This is a genomic window from Streptomyces sp. SAJ15 (assembly GCF_007595705.1).
Taxonomy (GTDB): domain Bacteria; phylum Actinomycetota; class Actinomycetes; order Streptomycetales; family Streptomycetaceae; genus Streptomyces.
Genome location: NZ_NISY01000001.1, coordinates 1,002,651 through 1,018,874 on the forward strand (window position 1 = coordinate 1,002,651; position 16,224 = coordinate 1,018,874).

10 protein-coding genes are annotated in these 16,224 nt (G+C 72.4%); 3 read left to right on the top strand and 7 right to left on the bottom strand.

The features are described 5' to 3' along the window. Positions 1–236: 236 nt before the first annotated feature. From CD790_RS04420 to CD790_RS34400, 4 genes are all read right to left on the bottom strand, one after another. On the bottom strand, positions 237–1,847 hold the full coding sequence (locus CD790_RS04420; RefSeq protein WP_399216921.1) for a M4 family metallopeptidase: 1,611 nt from the start codon (positions 1,845–1,847) through the stop codon (positions 237–239). 305 nt (positions 1,848–2,152) lie between these two features. Then, positions 2,153–4,438, bottom strand: a complete 2,286-nt coding sequence (locus tag CD790_RS04425) for a M4 family metallopeptidase (protein ID WP_144381610.1) — start codon at positions 4,436–4,438, stop codon at positions 2,153–2,155. Between the two features lie 852 nt (positions 4,439–5,290). Then, positions 5,291–5,701 carry a VOC family protein gene (locus CD790_RS04430; RefSeq protein ID WP_313956473.1) on the bottom strand — a complete coding sequence of 137 codons (411 nt, stop codon included), beginning with the start codon at positions 5,699–5,701 and terminating at the stop codon, positions 5,291–5,293. 89 nt (positions 5,702–5,790) lie between these two features. Then, positions 5,791–5,961 (bottom strand): hypothetical protein, encoded by a 171-nt coding sequence (locus tag CD790_RS34400; protein WP_186318859.1) that lies wholly within the window; start codon positions 5,959–5,961, stop codon positions 5,791–5,793. 99 nt (positions 5,962–6,060) lie between these two features. On the opposite strand from CD790_RS34400, the gene CD790_RS04435 reads away from it, so the two are divergent. Together CD790_RS04435 and CD790_RS04440 are read left to right on the top strand one after the other, a co-directional pair. After that, positions 6,061–6,696 carry a TetR/AcrR family transcriptional regulator gene (locus CD790_RS04435; RefSeq protein WP_144381612.1) on the top strand — a complete coding sequence of 212 codons (636 nt, stop codon included), beginning with the start codon at positions 6,061–6,063 and terminating at the stop codon, positions 6,694–6,696. Positions 6,697–6,768: 72 nt separating this feature from the next. After that, positions 6,769–7,956, top strand: a complete 1,188-nt coding sequence (locus tag CD790_RS04440; protein ID WP_144381613.1) for a hypothetical protein — start codon at positions 6,769–6,771, stop codon at positions 7,954–7,956. A 24-nt stretch (positions 7,957–7,980) separates the two neighbouring features. Here CD790_RS04440 and CD790_RS04445 read toward each other — a convergent pair whose 3' ends face one another. Genes CD790_RS04445 through glgX form a run of 3 tightly spaced genes read right to left on the bottom strand, consistent with a single transcriptional unit; the run spans position 7,981 to position 14,229 of the window. Further along, positions 7,981–9,843, bottom strand: coding sequence for an ABC transporter ATP-binding protein (locus tag CD790_RS04445; RefSeq protein ID WP_144381614.1), 1,863 nt, complete (start codon positions 9,841–9,843; stop codon positions 7,981–7,983). Then, positions 9,840–11,738, bottom strand: coding sequence for an ABC transporter ATP-binding protein (locus CD790_RS04450; protein ID WP_144381615.1), 1,899 nt, complete (start codon positions 11,736–11,738; stop codon positions 9,840–9,842). Before CD790_RS04450 ends, CD790_RS04445 begins: the two co-directional genes overlap by 4 nt. Before the next feature lie 34 nt (positions 11,739–11,772). Beyond that, on the bottom strand, positions 11,773–14,229 hold the full coding sequence (glgX, locus tag CD790_RS04455; protein WP_399216991.1) for a glycogen debranching protein GlgX: 2,457 nt from the start codon (positions 14,227–14,229) through the stop codon (positions 11,773–11,775). Positions 14,230–14,874: 645 nt separating this feature from the next. Between glgX and CD790_RS04460 the strand changes: the two genes are divergently transcribed. Continuing rightward, on the top strand, positions 14,875–16,062 hold the full coding sequence (locus CD790_RS04460) for an Ig-like domain-containing protein (protein WP_144381616.1): 1,188 nt from the start codon (positions 14,875–14,877) through the stop codon (positions 16,060–16,062). The last annotated feature ends 162 nt before the right edge of the window (positions 16,063–16,224 follow it).

A 16,224-nucleotide genomic window follows, 5' to 3' on the forward strand; every position in this document is an offset into this window, starting at 1 on the left:
GATGGGCAGGCGTCGGCGCCCCCCAACCGAACAAAGACGCGGCGAGCGCCGCATGAATGGAGAGATTGCCATCAATCGCGCGTTCATGTCACGGGCGAAATAGGCGATTGGCAGGAAGATGTCCGGTAAAGAGGATCTCAAATCCATATAACAATACGACCGGTGCCCGGAGTGTTACATTCCGGGCACCGGTCGGTTTCTCACGGCTGGTCAGAAACGTTCCGTCCGCCGGCGAATCAGCGGACGTTCACTCCCGCCCAGGCGCTGTCCACACCCTTGTACTCGGCGCTGTCGGCGCCGTACAGGTCGCTCGCGGCCTTCAGCGTCGCCTCGCGGGCGGCGTGATAGTCCGTGGTCGAGGTCATGTAGGTGGTCAGCGCCTTGTACCAGATCTTTTCCGCCTTGTCGCGACCGATGCCGCTTACTGCCTTGCCGTCAGCGGTCGGCGAGTCGTAACTCACCCCGTTGATCTCCTTCTTGCCGCTGCCTTCTGACAGCAGATAGAAGAAGTGGTTGGCCACGCCCGAGGAGTAGTGCACGTCCTCGTTGCCGACGCCGTCGTACCAGTCGTCCTTGGACTTGCCGTCCTTCGAGGGCTTGTCCATGTGGCGCAGCGGGCTCCCGTCGCCGCGGATGTCGACCTTCTCGCCGACCAGGTAGTCGCCCGCGTCCTCGGAGTTGCCGGCCCCGAACTCCACGGCGGCGGCGAAGATGTCGGAGGTGGCCTCGTTCAGACCGCCCGACTCGCCGCTGTACTCCAGGCCCGCGGTCGCCGAGGTGACGCCGTGGGTCATCTCGTGCGCCGCCACGTCGATCGAGGTGAGCGGCTTCTTGTCGCCCTCGCCGTCGCCGTAGGTCATGCAGAAACAGCCGTCGTCCCAGAAGGCGTTGACGTAGCCGCTGCCGTAGTGGACCCGCGACGAGGCGCCCTTGCCGTCTCCCTTGATGCCGGAGCGGCCGTGCACGCTCTTGTAGTAGTCCCAGGTCAGTTGGGCTCCGTAGGCGGCGTCGACGGCGGCCGTCTGCGGGTCGTCGGGCTTGCCGTTGCCCCAGGCGTCGTCCGGGTCGGTGAGCGGCTTGCCCTCGCCGCTCTGTCCGTGGTCGAGGTCGAGGGTCTGGTGGCCGCCGCGCTCGCCGTCCTTGAGCGTGAAGCCCTCGCCCTCCTTGCTGCTGCCCACCTCGACCTTGCCGCTGTACTGGCTGGTGCCGCTGCCGGTCTCGATGGCCTGGTACGAGAAGAGCTTCTTGCCGCTCGTGGCGTCGGTGATCAGGTGCAGCTCGCTGGGTGTGCCGTCCTTCTGCACACCTCGCTTGACGGTCTCGTAGGCCAGCACCGGGGTGCCGCCGCCCGCCCAGACCACCTTGCGGGCCCCCTTGGTCGGGGCGGCGAGGGCGGCCTTGGTGGAGGCGACCTTGATGGTGGCGCGGGTGGCCCTGGTGACCCCGGTGACCTTGCCGCTCTTCGTCTCGTGGACGACCAGGTCGCCGCCGAGCACCGGCAGGCCCTCGTAGGTGCGGTTGTAGCGGGTGTGCAGGGTGCCGTCGACGTCCTTGACGACGTCCTTGACGACCAGTCGCTCCTGGGCGCCGAGCCCCAGTGTCCGGGCGGTGGCGGCCTTGGTGGCGTCGGCGTCCCGCAGCAGCTCCGCGCGGAGCGAAGCGGTGAGCTTGAGGGGCTGGGCGCCGGTGGTCTTCGGCGGTGCCGCGGCCTCGGTCTGGGTGGCCTGGGCGGAGCCGGTGGTCATGCCGGTGGCGACCAGGGCCGCCGTGGCGATGGCGGCGCCGGCGGCGGCAGCCACCCGGCGCTTGGTACGACGTGATATGTGCGTGTTGGACTTCTTGCTCACACGAACTCCTCGTTGCTGTGGGGGGGTTGGGCCGGGCGACGGGGAAGTGTCGTCCGGTCCGGAACAAGAGGTGCGGTTGTGAAGCGCGTGGGCAGACTGTCACAAGCGATGCGTACATGTCACGGGTGTGGCGCCAGGTCGGCTGGAATCCGTCCGTTGGATGACATCCAACCTCCGCATTACGGACGGGTCGTGGGCGCGCCGCGGCGTGAACGCGGGCGCCGCCCAAGGGAGTCGGGATCACCTTGGGCGGCGCCTGGTTCACGGAGTCGGGGTGAGAGCTCGGCGAGCTCGGGCCGGTCGGTCTAGAAGGTCAGCCTCCAGCTGTTGATGTAGCCGGTGTCCAGGGAGTAGACGTCCTGGACCTTCAACAGCCAGGTGCCGCTGGCGGCCTCGGAGGAGGCGTCGACCGTGTAGGTGGCCTTCACGTTGTCGGCCGAGTCGGAGCCGCTGGAGTTCTTCAGCCGGTAGGAGGTGCCGTCCGGCGCCACCAGGTCGATGACCAGGTCACCGCGGTAGGTGTGGACGATGTCCACGTCCACCTTGAGGGCGGAGGGGGCGTTGCCGGTCCGACTGACGTTGATCGGCGAGGTCACGGCCGAGCCGGCGTCCGGGATCGCCACGTCGGCGGTGTTCTCGAAGACGCTGCCGCCGCCGTCGGTGTTGACGGTCCACTTGAAGGAGACGGTGGCCGACTTGTTGGCCGAGTCGGTCACGGTGACCGACACGGTGCTGGTCCCGGTGGCGGTCGGGGTGCCGGAGATCAGACCGGTCGAGGCGTTGATCGACAGGCCCGCGGGCAGCCCGGTGGCCGCGTAGCGCAGTGCGCCCGGGTTGGTGCTGGTGGCCCGGATCTGCAGGTTGGCCGCGGTGTTGACGATGGTGGTCTGGTCGCCGGGCGGGGTGATGGACACCGCGTCCGCGACCCGCTGGCCGACGTTGACCGCCGCCCAGGCGTTGGCCACGTTGTTGTACGTCGAGCTGCCGACGCCGAACAGCTCACCGGCCGCCCACAGCGTCGCGTCGCGCGCCCCGGCGTAGTTGGTGTTGGAGGTCATGCGCTGGCTCAGCGCCTTGAACCAGATCTTCTCGGCGTTGACCCTGCCGATCGCGGTGACCGGGAGGTTGTCGTAGGTGGGGCTGTCGTAGCTGACGCCGTTGATCACCTTCTGGCCGCTGCCCTCGGAGGCCAGGTAGAACCAGTGGTTGGCGACACCGGAGGAGTAGTGCACGTCGACGGAGCCGATGCCGGAGTACCAACTGTCCTTGGACCGGCCGTCCTTGGAGGGCTTGTCCATGTAACGGAGCGGCGTGCCGTTGCCGTTGATGTCGATCTTCTCGCCGACCAGGTAGTCGCCGACGTCCTGGGCGTTGTTGCCGTAGAACTCCACGGCCGCGGCGAAGATGTCGGAGGTGGCCTCGTTCAGGCCGCCGGACTCGCCGCTGTAGGTGAGGTTGGCGGTGGCCGCCGTGACCCCGTGGGACATCTCGTGCGCGGCCACGTCGATGGAGGTCAGCGGCTTGGCGTTGCCGGATCCGTCGCCGTAGGTCATGCAGAAGCAGCTGTCCTGCCAGAACGCGTTGACGTAGTTGTTGCCGTAGTGGACCCGGGAGGACGCCCCGACGCCGTCACCCCGGATGCCCGAGCGGCCGTGCACGCTCTTGTAGTAGTCCCAGGTCAGCGCGGCGCCGTAGTGCGCGTCGGCGCCCGCGGTCTCCGCGTTGGAGGGCTGACCGTTGCCCCAGATGTCATCGGGACCGGAGAAGAGGGTGCCGGTGCCCGAGGTGCCGCGGTTCAGGTTGTACGTCTTGTGGTTGCCGCGGGCGGTGTCGGTCAGCGTGTACGTGGAGCCGGACTGCTGGGTGCCCAGCGTCACCTGCCCGCTGTACTGGGTGTTTCCGGTGCCCTCCTTGACGCCCTGGAACTCGAACAGCTTCTTGCCGGTCTTGGCGTCGGTGATGACGTGCAGCTCGTTGGGCGTGCCGTCGTGCTGGAGGCCGCCGACGACGGTCTCCCAGGCCAGCACCGGCTTGCCGGAGGCGGCCCAGATCACCTTGCGCGGCGCCCGCTCGGCGGCGGTCGCCTTCGACCCCTGCGCCCTGGCGGACTTCACCGCGGCCTGCGAGGCGGCGGCCGGCTTGACGGTCGGGGTGAGCGACGCGACCCGCACCCGCGCCTTGGTCGCCTTGGCGACCGACTCGACCTTTCCGCTCCTGGTCTCGTCGACGACCAGGTCGCCGCCGAGCACCGGCAGCCCCGCGTAGGTGCGCTCGTAGCGGGTGTGCGTGGAGCCGTCCACGTCCTGGGAGACGTCGCGGACGACCAGCTTCTCCTTGGCGCCCAGGCCGAGCTCCTTGGCCGTCGCGGCCTTGGTGGCGTTGGCCTCCCGTATCAGCTCCGCACGCTGGGAGGGGGACAACTTCACCGGCAGCGCGCCGGGGTCGGGTTTGGTCGCCGCGATGCCGGCGACCGGGTTCGCGTCGTCGGGGCGTGCGGTGGCGGAGGTGGACTGGAGGCCGACGGTGAGCATCGCCGTCACGGCGACGAGAGCGCCGGTCGCGGCGGCGCGCCGATGGGGGGTGGGTCTCACGCTGACTCCTTCTGCGGTGGCCGCGGTGGGACGCGGTCCGGATCAACCGGTCGGCTGGGACGCCGGCCGGGGAGAGCGAGGAAGAACGTGGTGCGTGTGGGGGGAGACCTGGCCGACGGGGCGCAGCGGGTGAAGCGAGGGGGAAACGGCTGCGGGGGTCGGCAGAGGGAAGAGTCCCACCGTGGACGTGCATATGTCAGGAGCGCGACAAGAAGTTGGCCGGAAACTGTCCGTTGACGAAAGAACAGTGTCCGTATAACGGATGGATGGAGCGGTGTGGAGCGCTCCCCGCGATGGGGGCCATGACGATTTCGGCCATCTCCCAACCGACCGAGCCCCGGCGCTCCCCTCGGCGACCCGCGGGAACCGCTCGCCACCGGTCCCGACCCCTGCCGGTCCGCCGTGCCGCGGAGGCCGGACGGCCTGTCGCGGCGCGAGGCGCGCGCCTCCCGACTCCCCTCGGCCGGACCCGGTCGCAGTCGCTCAAGCTTCTGACCTGGGTCGAACGGCATGGCTTCCATGGGAGTTCACGGCAGAGCCGCTCGACGACACATGGGGCGACCGTGGTCCCGACGACCGCTGGCGCATCCCCGGGCCATGGGTCGGCGGAGGGACGTGCGCGCTGCTTTCGCACCCGATGCGCCCGCTCTCGGGAGTCGGTCGCCGGCGCGCCGACCGCGCGACGCGCCGGTACGGGTGGCCGGTTCACGACCGCGCGTCCTCGGCGCGCCGCCGACGGTCGACGGGCGGAGAGGTCGGCGGGCGGGCAGGCCGACGGGCCCCCGACTCCGGCGCACGGCCGGAGTCGGGGGCCCGTCGGGCAGGGAGGGTGATGACGCCCTCGCGGGACGGCTACGCGTCGCCGGCCGGGGGTGTGGCCCACTCGACGAGCTCGACCGGGACGCCGTTGGGGTCGGCGACCATGAACAGGCGCTCGCCCCAGGGCTCTTCGCGCAGCGGCAGGGTGATCGGGACCCCGGCGGCGCGCAGTCGGTCCTGGTGGGCCTCGAGGCCGGTCACGGTGAAGGCGACGATGACCCCCCGGCTGACCTGCTCGCGCAGGTCGTCGGGGAGGACGGGGAGGCCGCGCCGGTGGATGGCGAGGCTGACGCCGCCGTCCGGGTGGGTGAGCGAGACGAATCCGTCCGCCGCCATGGCCTCGGCGTAGCCGAAGTGCGTGATGAAGAAGTCGCGCGAGGCGGCCACGTCGTCGACGGTCAGGCAGACGGTGGAGGTGGTGATGTTGATGGCTGGCTCCTCGATGCGGTGCGGTGCGTGCGGTGCGGTGCTCGTGCGGGGCTTGCTCGGGTGGCGCGGTCCGCCGTGACGGGTGACGGCCGCGGCGACCGTCGTCAGGGCGTCCGGCGGGGGAGGTGGGTCCGCGGCGCCGCGTTCCTCAGGCGGGTCGGCTGCGTGAACTCCCGGCGGCGACGGGGTGCGGGCCGCAGTGGGCCCGTTCCGCCGCCCTGGCCGGCGAGGAACGCCGCGACGGTGGCGGAGAGGTCGCTGCTGGAGTGCTGCATACGGTGGTTCCCTTCGTTAAAACTTGCGACGGACGTAAAGTTAGCCCGGGCATACCCATTGCGTCAAGTGAAAAGTTACGTCGGGTATAAAGTTTTTTCATGGCTACCGAACACATGGGACTGCGCGAGTCCAAGAAGCAGGAGACCAGGCAGCTGATCTCCGACCACGCCACCCGGCTCTTCCTCGCCCAGGGCTTCGAGGACACGACCATCGCCGAGATCGCCACCGCGGCCCGCGTCGCCAAGAAGACCGTCACCAACTACTTCCCGCGCAAGGAGGACCTCGCCCTGGACCACCACGAGGAGTTCACCGCCGGCCTGGCGCGCACCGTCGCCGGACGCGAGGCGGGCGAGTCCGCCCTGACCGCCCTGCGTCGGGCCTTCCTCGACGCGGTGGAGCGACAGGACCCCATCGCCGGCTTCGCCGGCCCCGCGTTCTCCCGCATGATCGCGGACAGCCCCACCCTCACCGCCCGCCTCCGCGACCTGCACGACCAGCGGGAGGAGGCCCTCGCCCGCGAGCTCGCCGAGAGCACCGGCGCGGGCCCCGACGACATCGCCCCACGGGCGGCCGCCGCCCAGCTCGGCGCCGCGCACCGGCTGCTGTTCACCCGCATCCAGGAGCTGACCCTCGCGGGGCAGGGCGAGGGGCGGATCGCGGACACCGTCGCTGCCGAGGCCGCCCACGTCTTCGGCCTGCTCGAACCGACCCTCGGCCGGTACGCCACCGGCTGAGGCGACGGGACACGGAAAAGGCGGTGTCCGGCGTCTACTGAGGTGTGAGTTCCGGCCATAACCTCCGCTGGCATGACCATCTCACGCAGATCGTTGATGACAGGACTCACCGCCGGGCCGCTGGCCGCCGCCGTGGCGGGCGTCTCGCTGCCCGGCACCGCGATGGCCGCCCCTGGTGGCGACTACCGCATCGCCGGACGCGTCCGGCCCCGTGAGCGGCGCCTGGGCCGGACGTCCTACCGGGCGTCGATCGCGGGCCTGGCCGGCATCCTGGCCAAGGTCTCCCAGGATCAGGTGCTCGCGAACGCCAACCGCACCGGCGGGTTGGTGGAGACCGCCGAGGGGCGCGCCAACATCGCCGAGGAGTACGCCTACGGCTTCCACTGGGACGTGGCTCATGACCAGCAGAGAGCTGAGTGGCGTCCGCAGGGGGTCACCACGTCGTACGACGACTTCGGCGGGGGCACCACGCTCTACGTCTCGTGGTACGCCCGCGGCGCCGTGAAGGAGCACGGGGCGCGGATCAGCATCGTCGGCTGGCGCGCCGGGGCGCCGCTCAGGTACCGGCACGTCCTGCTGGTGGAGCCGTACCGGGACTCCGCGGGCCGGTACACGTACGCCCCCGTCGACACCCACGCCGGCGGCATCGCCGCGTACGGCGGCTACCTGTACGTCGCCGACACGTACAAGGGCTTACGCGTCTTCGACCTCAGCACCATCCTCGTGGCCAGGGACGACCGCGCGGAGTGGATCGGACTGCACGGTAACGGAGACGCCGGCGACTACTACTCCTACGGCTACAAGTACCTCCTGCCCCAGGTCGGCGCCTACGACAACGCCGGCCGCCGGCTGCGCTTCTCGGCCGTGTCCGTCGACCGGACGACCTCGCCGCACTCGCTGCTGGTCAGTGAGTACGACGAGGACGGCAGGCCCAGGCCGAAGGCCGTCCGCTGGCCGCTGGCGCCGGGCTGGAACGACCAGACCGGACGCCTGGCTGCCACCGAGGTCCACGCGATCGGCCAACGGCAGGTGCAGGGCGCGGCGAGCGTCGACGGCACCTACTACCTCTCCGTCAGCGCCGGCCAGAGCCGGCGCGGACGGCTGATGGCATGGCGGCCGGAAAGCGGCGCGCCCCAAACCCGCAGCCGCCTGTCCACCGGGCCCGAGGATCTGAGCTACGACGGCCGCGACCGGGTGGTGTGGACCGTCGGCGAGTACGACCACTTCCGCTACGCTTACGCGGTCGACCCCACCGCCTGACCGCTCCTCGGCCGTACCCCGGCCCTACACCAGGCTGTCCCGCCACGCCCGGTGGAGCTCCGCGAAGCGGCCCCGTCCCGCGATGAGCTCCTCCGGGGTGCCGTCCTCCACGACGCGGCCGCCCTCCATCACCAGCACCCGGTCGGCGATCTCCACTGTGGAGAGCCGGTGCGCGATGACCACGGCGGTGCGGCCGCGCAGGACGGTGTGCATGGCCTGCTGCACCGCCCGCTCACCGGGGATGTCGAGCGAGGAGGTGGCCTCGTCGAGGATGAGGACGGCGGGGTCGGCCAGCAGCGCCCGGGCGAAGCCGACCAGCTGCCGCTGGCCCGCCGAGATGCGGCCGCCCCGCTTGCGCACATCGGTGTCGTAGCCGTCCGGCAGCGCGGTGATGAAGTCGTGCGCGCCGATCGCCTTCGCCGCCCGCTCGATCTCCGCACGGGTGGCGTCGGGGCGGCCGATGGAGATGTTGTCGGCGACGCTGCCGGAGAACAGGAACGCCTCCTGGGTCACCATCACCACCCCGCGCCGCAGCTCGGGCGTGGCGAGCTCGCGCAGGTCGACGCCGTCCAGCAGCACCCGGCCCTCGGTGGGGTCGTAGAACCGGGCCAGCAGCTTGGCCAGGGTGGACTTGCCGGCGCCGGTCGATCCGACGACCGCCACCGTCTGCCCCGCGGGAAGGGTCAGCGCGAAGCGCGGCAACACCTCGCCGCCCGTGCGGTAGGCGAACCGCACGTCCTCGAAGACGACCTCGCGGCCCGGGTGGCCGGCCGGCCGCTCGGGCAGCTCCCGGGGAGCCGCCGGCTCGGGCACCGAGGGACGCTGCGCCAGCAGGCCGGCGATCTTCTCCAGCGAGGCGGCGGCCGACTGGTAGGAGTTGAGGAACATCCCCAGCCGGTCGATCGGGTCGTACAGCCGCCGCAGATACAGCGCCGCCGCGGCCAGCACGCCCAGCGCCAGCTCCCCGTCGGCCACCCGATAGGCGCCCCAGAGCACGATCGCCGCCAGCGCGGCGTTCGCGACCAGGCGCGAGGTCACCACATAGCGGGCCATCTCCAGGATCGAGTCCCCGTTGATCCGCTCGTGCCGCCGGTTCAGCTCCCGGAACTCCGCGTCGTTCGACCGCTCGCGGCGGAACGCCTGCACCGGTCGGATCCCGTTCATCGTCTCGGTGAACTTCACGATCACCGCCGCGATGGCCGTGGACCGCTTCTCGTAGACCCGCTTCGAACGCCGCTGGAAGGACCGTACGAGCAGATACAGCGGCCAGAACGACAGCACCGCGGCGGCGCCCAGGCCCCAGTCCAGATAGAGCAGGGTGAGGCTGATGTAGACCACCGAGAGCGCGACGCCCAGCAGCTCCTCGAGCCCCTCGCTCAGCAGCTCGCGCAGCGACTCCACATCGGTCGTGGCCCGCGAGATCAGCCGACCCGAGGTGTAGCGCTCGTGGAAGTCCACGCTCAGCGCCTGCGAGTGACGGAAGATCCGACCCCGCAGGTCCAGCAGCACGTCCTGGCTGACTCGCGCGGCGACCCGGATGAAGAGGTACTGGAGACCGCCCGAGGCCGCGGCGCAGCCCAGGTACGCCGCGGTCACCGCGATCAGCGGGCCGTGGTCGTCATGGCGCAGCGCCGGCACCGCGCGGTCGATCGCGTACGCCACCAACAACGGCCCCGCCTGCATGGCGGCCTGCTGGAGCAGCAACAACAGCGCCGCCACCCACACCCGCCGGCGGTGCGGCGCCAGCAGCGACGTCAGCAGCGCGCGCGAGGCGCCCTCGGGTGTGGGGAGGGCGTCGTGGTCGAACGGGTCGGTGGGCACGTCGGCGCCCTCGGCGTCCCGGCCGTCCCGGGCGGGGGCCGAGGTGTCGGCGGAGGTCGTGGTCATCGGTGGGTGTCCCCCTTCTGACCGGGGGTGCCGGACATCAGCGAGCGGTACTCCGCGCAGTCGCGCAGGAGTTCGTGGTGCGTTCCCACGGCGGCGACGCGGCCTTCGGACAGCAGCGCCACCCGGTCGGCCAGCAGGACGGTGGAGGGGCGGTGGGCGACGATGAGCGCCGTGGTGGTGGCGAGCACCTCGCGCAGCGCGGCCTCGACCAGGGCCTCCGTGTGCACGTCCAGCGCCGAGAGCGGGTCGTCGAGCACCAGGAAGCGCGGGCGCCCGACCACCGCGCGGGCCAGCGCCAGCCGCTGCCGCTGGCCGCCGGAGAGGCTCAGACCCTGCTCGCCGACCTGGGTCTCGGTGCCCTGCGGCAGGGCGTGGACGAAGTCCGCCTGGGCGATCCGCAGGGCCCGCGTGAGGTCCTCCGGGCCGGCGTCCTCCGCGCCCATCGCCACGTTCTCGCCCGCCGTCGCGGAGAACAGCGTCGGCTCCTCGAAGGCGACCGCGACCAGGCCGCGCAACTCGTGGCGGCTGAGCGCGGTGATGTCCACCCCGTCCACGGTGATCCGGCCACTCGTCGGCTCGTGCAGCCGCGGCACGAGGGCGGTGAGCGTCGTCTTCCCCGACCCGGTCGCCCCCACCAGCGCCATCGTCTCCCCGGGCCGCACCCAGAGATCGACCCCCCGCAACACCGGCGGCTCCCCCCGCGGGGCGTCCGGGTAGCGGAAGCCGACCCCCTCGAAGCGCAGCCCGAGCGCCGTCTCGACGGCCGTCCCGCCGCTGGAATACGTCTCGCCGTCCGAGCGCGCCTCGCCGCCGTGGCTCGCACCGTCCCGTCGCGCGGCCGTCGCGTCGGCGGACGACGGCTCGGCCTCCGGCTCGTCCATCACCTCGAAGAAGCGGTCGGTCGCCGTGGCCGTGTCCTGGCTCATCGCCAGCAGGAAGCCGAGCGACTCCACCGGCCAGCGCAGCGCCAGCGCGATGGAGAGGAAGGCGACGAGGGAGCCGGCCGAGAGGTCGCCGTCGGCGACCCGCACGGTGCCCAGCAGCAGGGTGGCGCCGATGGCCAGCTCGGGCAGCGTCATGATGAGCGCCCAGATCGTGGCGAGCAGCCGTCCCTTGCGCAGCTCGGTGGCGCGCAGCCGCCCGGCGAGGGAGCGGAAGGCCCGGGCCTGGCTGCGGTGCCTGCCGAAGCCCTTGGTGATGCGGATGCCGAGCACGCCCTCCTCGACCACCGTGGTCAGATCACCCACCTGGTCCTGGGCGGCGCGGGCGACCGCGGAGTACCGGGCCTCGAAGAAGGAGCAGACCACGACCAGCGGGACCACCGGAGAGAGCAGCACCACCCCGAGCGTCCACTCCTGGGCGAGCAGGATCGCGAAACCGGCCAGGACGGTCACGCCGTTGACGACCAGGAAGGTCAGCGGGAAGGCGAGGAAGAGCCGCACCAGCATCAGGTCGGTGGTGCCGCGCGACAGCAACTGTCCGGACGGCCAGCGGTCGTGGAAGGAGACCGGCAGCCGTTGCAGATGGCGGTAGAGGTCGGCCCGCATCGCCGCCTCGACCCCGGCCAGCGGGCGCGCCACCAGCCAGCGGCGCAGTCCGAACAGCCCCGCCTCGGCCAGCCCCAGCACCAGCAGCAGCGCCCCGCCCAGCCACACCCCGCCCGGATCCCCGTCCGCCACCGGGCCGTCCACCAACCACTTCAGCACCAGCGGCATGACCAGGCTCAGACAGGAGGCGACGATCGCCACCCCCGCCGCCGTGAACAACCGCGCGCGCACGGGGCGTACGTACGGCCACAGCCGCAGCAGCGAGCGCACCACCGACCGTTGTCGGGGTGGTGCGGGTCGGTGGGCGGGGTCTGTCGCGGTCTCGGGTGAGTCACTCGTCGCAGCCATCAGCAGTGAGCGTACGGTTTGAGCCTGACACCGCTCACTCGGTTTTCTCACCCTGCGCCGCGCCCTGGGCCGTGCCCGATTCCCCGTCCGGGGCCGTGCCCGATTCCCCGCCCGGGGCCGCGTTCGGGGCCGTGTCCGAGTCCGCGCCGGGGGCCGTCCCCGGCACCGGGGCGGCGGGCCGCTCCGCGACCGGCAGCGCCCGCAACAGCAGGGCGGTGCGCCCCGGCAGCGTGAGGGGCCGGCCCGCGGGGTGCCGGGTGCCCGGCGCGGCCTCCTGCTCCTCCCGCCCGGTGTCGACGAGGAGTTCGTACTCCGCCGCCCACGGCGGGCCCGGAAGGGTGAAGCGGACCGGGGACGCGCCGGAGTGCAGCAGCACCAGGAAGCTGTCGTCGGTGACCGGGAAGCCGTGGGCGTCCCGCTGCGGGATGTCCCGCCCCGACAGGTACATCCCGAAGGCGGCGGGCGGCCCGTACCAGTCCCGCTCGGTCATCTCGGCACCGTGCGCGGTGAACCACGCCAGGTCGCGCAGCCCGTCCGGGGCCTGCGGCCGACCCGAGAAGAACGCCCTCCGGCGCAGCACCGGATGGGCCCGGCGCAGCGCGACCAGCCGCGCGGTGAGGTCGGCCAGCGCCCGCCAACCGGGGTCGTCCAGCAGCGTCCAGTCCACCCAGCCGACCTCGTTGTCCTGGCAGTAGGCGTTGTTGTTGCCGCCCTGGGTGCGCCCCATCTCGTCGCCCGCCACCAGCATCGGCACCCCGGTGGACAGCAGCAGCGTGGTGAGCAGGTTGCGCAGCTGGCGGCGGCGCAGCGCCCGCACCCGCGGGTCGTCCGTCTCGCCCTCGGCCCCGCAGTTCCACGCCCGGTTGTCGTGGGTGCCGTCGCGGTTGCCCTCCCCGTTGCCCTCGTTGTGCTTGCGCTCGTAGGAGACCAGGTCGCGCAGGGTGAAGCCGTCGTGCGCGGTGACGAAGTTGACCGAGGCGTACGGCCGGCGGCCGCCCCAGGCGTACAGGTCGCTGGAGCCCGACAGCCGGTAGCCCAGGTCCCGCACGTCCGGCAGGGCGCCGCGCCAGAAGTCCCGCACCGCGTCCCGGTAGCGGTCGTTCCACTCGGTCCACAGCGGGGGGAAGGCGCCCACCTGGTAGCCGCCGGAGCCCACGTCCCAGGGCTCGGCGATCAGCTTCACCCGGCGCAGCACCGGGTCCTGGGCGATGACGGCCAGGAAGGGGGAGAGCATGTCGACGTCGTGCATGGAGCGGGCCAGCGCCGCGGCCAGGTCGAAGCGGAAGCCGTCCACGCCCATCTCCGTGACCCAGTACCGCAGCGAGTCGGTGATGAGACGCAGCACCTGCGGCTGCACCACATGGAGGGTGTTGCCGCAGCCGGTGTAGTCGGCGTAGCGGCGCGGGTCGTGCTGGAGCCGGTAGTAGCCGCGGTTGTCGATGCCGCGCAGCGAGAACGTCGGGCCCAGCTCGCCGGCCTCGGCGGTGTGGTTGTAGACCACGTCGAGGATCACCTCGATGCCGACCGCGTGCAGCGCCCGCACCATCCGCCGGAACTCCCCGACCTGCTGCCCGCGTGTGCCGGAGGCGGCGTACCCGGCGTGCGGGGCGAAGTAGGCGATCGAGTTGTAGCCCCAGTAGTTGCGCAGGCCGCGGCGGAGCAGATGGTCCTCGTGGGCGAACTGGTGCACCGGCAGCAGCTCCACGGCGGTCACCCCGAGCCGGGTGAGGTGCTCCAGCGCGGCCGGATGCGCGAGCCCCGCGTAGCTGCCGCGCAGCTCCGGCGGGATGTCGGGGTGGCGCCGGGTGAAGCCGCGCACATGAAGCTCGTAGATGACGGAGTCGGCCCACGGCGTCTTCGGCCGCCGGTCGTCCATCCACTCGTCCGGCCCGTCGGACGGTTCGTCGTGTACCACCACGCCCTTGGGGACGTACGGGGCCGAGTCCCGCTCGTCCCGGACGGTGTCGGCGACGTGCTGCTGCGGCCAGTCGCGCACATGGGCGTAGACCTCCGGGGGCAGTGGGCCGCCCCCGGCGCCGAACTCGCCGTCCACGGCGCGGGCGTACGGGTCGAGCAGCAGCTTCGCCGGGTTCCAGCGGGCCCCGGTCCACGGGTCCCAGCGGCCGCGGACCCGGTAGCCGTACCGCTGACCGGGCAGCACCCCGGGCACGAAGCCGTGCCAGATCTCATGCGTCAGCTCGGTGAGCGCGCGGCGCGTCTCGCGGCCGTCGTCGTCGAACAGGCACAGCTCCACCCCTTCGGCGCCGCCGGCCCACAGCGCGAAGTTGGTTCCCAGCGACCCGTCGGGGCCCCTCCGCACCCGGGCCCCCAGCGGCTGCGGACTGCCGGGCCAGACGGTCGGCCGCCGCGCGACGGCGTCGTGCCCCTCGGCGCCGCGCGGCGCGGGCACGGCCGGGACCACCGGTCGGGGCCGCCCGTTGGCCGCGACCGTCGCCGGGGCGCGTCCGGTCCGTGAAGGCTCCGCCGCCACGCCCCGACCGGCCGTGCCGCCCCCGGTGCCGTCCCCGGCGGCCGGGCCCGCAAGCGACCTGTCCGCGCCGGCCGCGGCCGCACCGGCTTCGGCCGCACCCGCTCCGTCGACGGTGGCCCGGTCCGCGCAGGCTCCGTCCGCGCCGGCTCCGTCGACGGTGGCCCGGTCCGCGACGACTCCCGCACCGGCTCCGTCCACGGCGGCCCCGTCCGCCCCGGCCGTCCCGGCGCCCGCCGGTGGGGTCCCGTCGGTACGGGGGTCGTGGCCGTGCGGTGCGTCCGCGCGACCCGCGCCGTCCGCGGGCGGCACGCCCCGCGCTGTCGTCCCGTGCTCGGCTGCGCTCGTCACCTGGTCGCCTCCGGCGGCTCGCGGCTCGGCTCCGCGGCCCGTCGTCGCCAGGCCGGGGAGGGCGGGGTGGACACCGCCGCGAGCCCCCATCGCCGTCACGCCGCCGGGCGCGGCCCGCCTGGCGTCCCGTGCCGGCGGGTCCGTTCCCGTCCTCATCCACTGTTCTGCCCACAACGGCCAGGGCTTCACCCCGGGTCGGCCGCCGGTGGAGTGGTGGCTCGTTGCCCGCGGTGGGGGCTGGTCGTTGGGTGGGGCGTGTGGAGTCGAGTCGGTGAAGGGGCGTGGGGGCGCGGGCGGGTGACGGGCCTGCGGCGGCGTGCGGGCTGGATCGCGGGAGCGCTGCTGGCGCTCGCCGGGTGCGGGTTGGCGCACTTCGGCGGGGGCGCGGTGGTTCCGCCCGAGGAGGCGATCCGGATCACGCCGGGGGACGGGGCCCGGGCGGTGCGGGCCGCCACCCGGCTGACGGTGACGGTGCCGGACGGGCGGCTGGAGCGGGTGCGGGTGACGCGCACCGAGGACGGCGGCGAGGCGGTGCCGGTGGCCGGCCGGCTGACGGCGCACGGCCGGGACTGGCGCCCGCGGGAGCCGCGGCTCATGCTCGGCGCGAGATACGTGGTGGACGCGGTCGCCGTCGACGGGCGCGGCCGGCGCGTCGCGCGGCACACCACCTTCACCACCGCGGTCCCCCGGCACCGGTTCATCGGCTACTTCACCCCCGAGCACCGCTCCACCGTCGGCATCGGGATGATCGTCTCCTTCTCCTTCACCCGGCCGATCACGGATCGCGCCGCCGTCGAACGCGCCATCAGGGTGACGGCCCGTCCGCACACGGAGATCGCCGCCCACTGGTTCGGCGCCGACCGGCTCGACTTCCGACCGCGGCGCTACTGGCGCCCGGGCACCGAGGTCACCGTCGACCTACGGCTGCGGGATGTCCGGGGCGCTGCCGACGCGTACGGCATCCAGCGCAAAAAGGTGCGTTTCTCCATCGGTCGTTCGCAGGTGAGCACCGTGGACGCGGTCGACCACACCCTGACCGTGCGGCGGGAGGGCCGGCCCCCGGCCGTGCTGCCGGTCTCGACGGGAGCGGCGGGCCACGAGACCTACAACGGGCGGATGGTGGTGATGGAGCGACTGGAGATGACCCGGATGAACGGCTCAACAGTCGGATTCGGTGGCGAGTACGACATCTCGGACGTTCCACACGCGCTCCGGCTGACCTCCTCCGGAACGTTCCTGCACGGCAACTACTGGGCCACTCCCGGCACCTTCGGGGCGTTCAATACCAGCCACGGCTGTATCGGGCTGCGTGATGTGCGCGGCGGCGGCGAGCGGACCGCGGCGGGCTGGTTCTACGGGCAGTCGCTGGTCGGGGACGTGGTCGAGGTGGTCAACTCCCGCGGGCACCGGGTGGCTCCGGACAACGGACTGGGTGGCTGGAACCTGTCCTGGCCGCAGTGGCTGAAAGGCTCCGCCCTGCGTTGACCGACGGAGCGCCGGCGGCCTTGATCTACGCGCTGCTCACTTGGGACTGAACGGTGACATCGGGGGACGGTTCACCATCGCGCCCGTGTGGTTATCTATCGCCAGACGCGGCCTGACCGCGTTGTCATCGGGTTGCCGCGGGGGGCGCGGGGCCATGGAGGG

What these genes read in the sequence shown, in the direction of transcription:
- CD790_RS34400 (WP_186318859.1), bottom strand. Translation starts at nt 5,961, where the DNA reads ATGCAGCACTCCAGCAGCGACCTCTCCGCCACCGTCGCGGCGTTCCTC.
- CD790_RS04435 (WP_144381612.1), top strand. Translation starts at nt 6,061, where the DNA reads ATGGCTACCGAACACATGGGACTGCGCGAGTCCAAGAAGCAGGAGACC.
- CD790_RS04440 (WP_144381613.1), top strand. Translation starts at nt 6,769, where the DNA reads ATGACCATCTCACGCAGATCGTTGATGACAGGACTCACCGCCGGGCCG.
- CD790_RS04445 (WP_144381614.1), bottom strand. Translation starts at nt 9,843, where the DNA reads ATGACCACGACCTCCGCCGACACCTCGGCCCCCGCCCGGGACGGCCGG.
- CD790_RS04450 (WP_144381615.1), bottom strand. Translation starts at nt 11,738, where the DNA reads ATGGCTGCGACGAGTGACTCACCCGAGACCGCGACAGACCCCGCCCAC.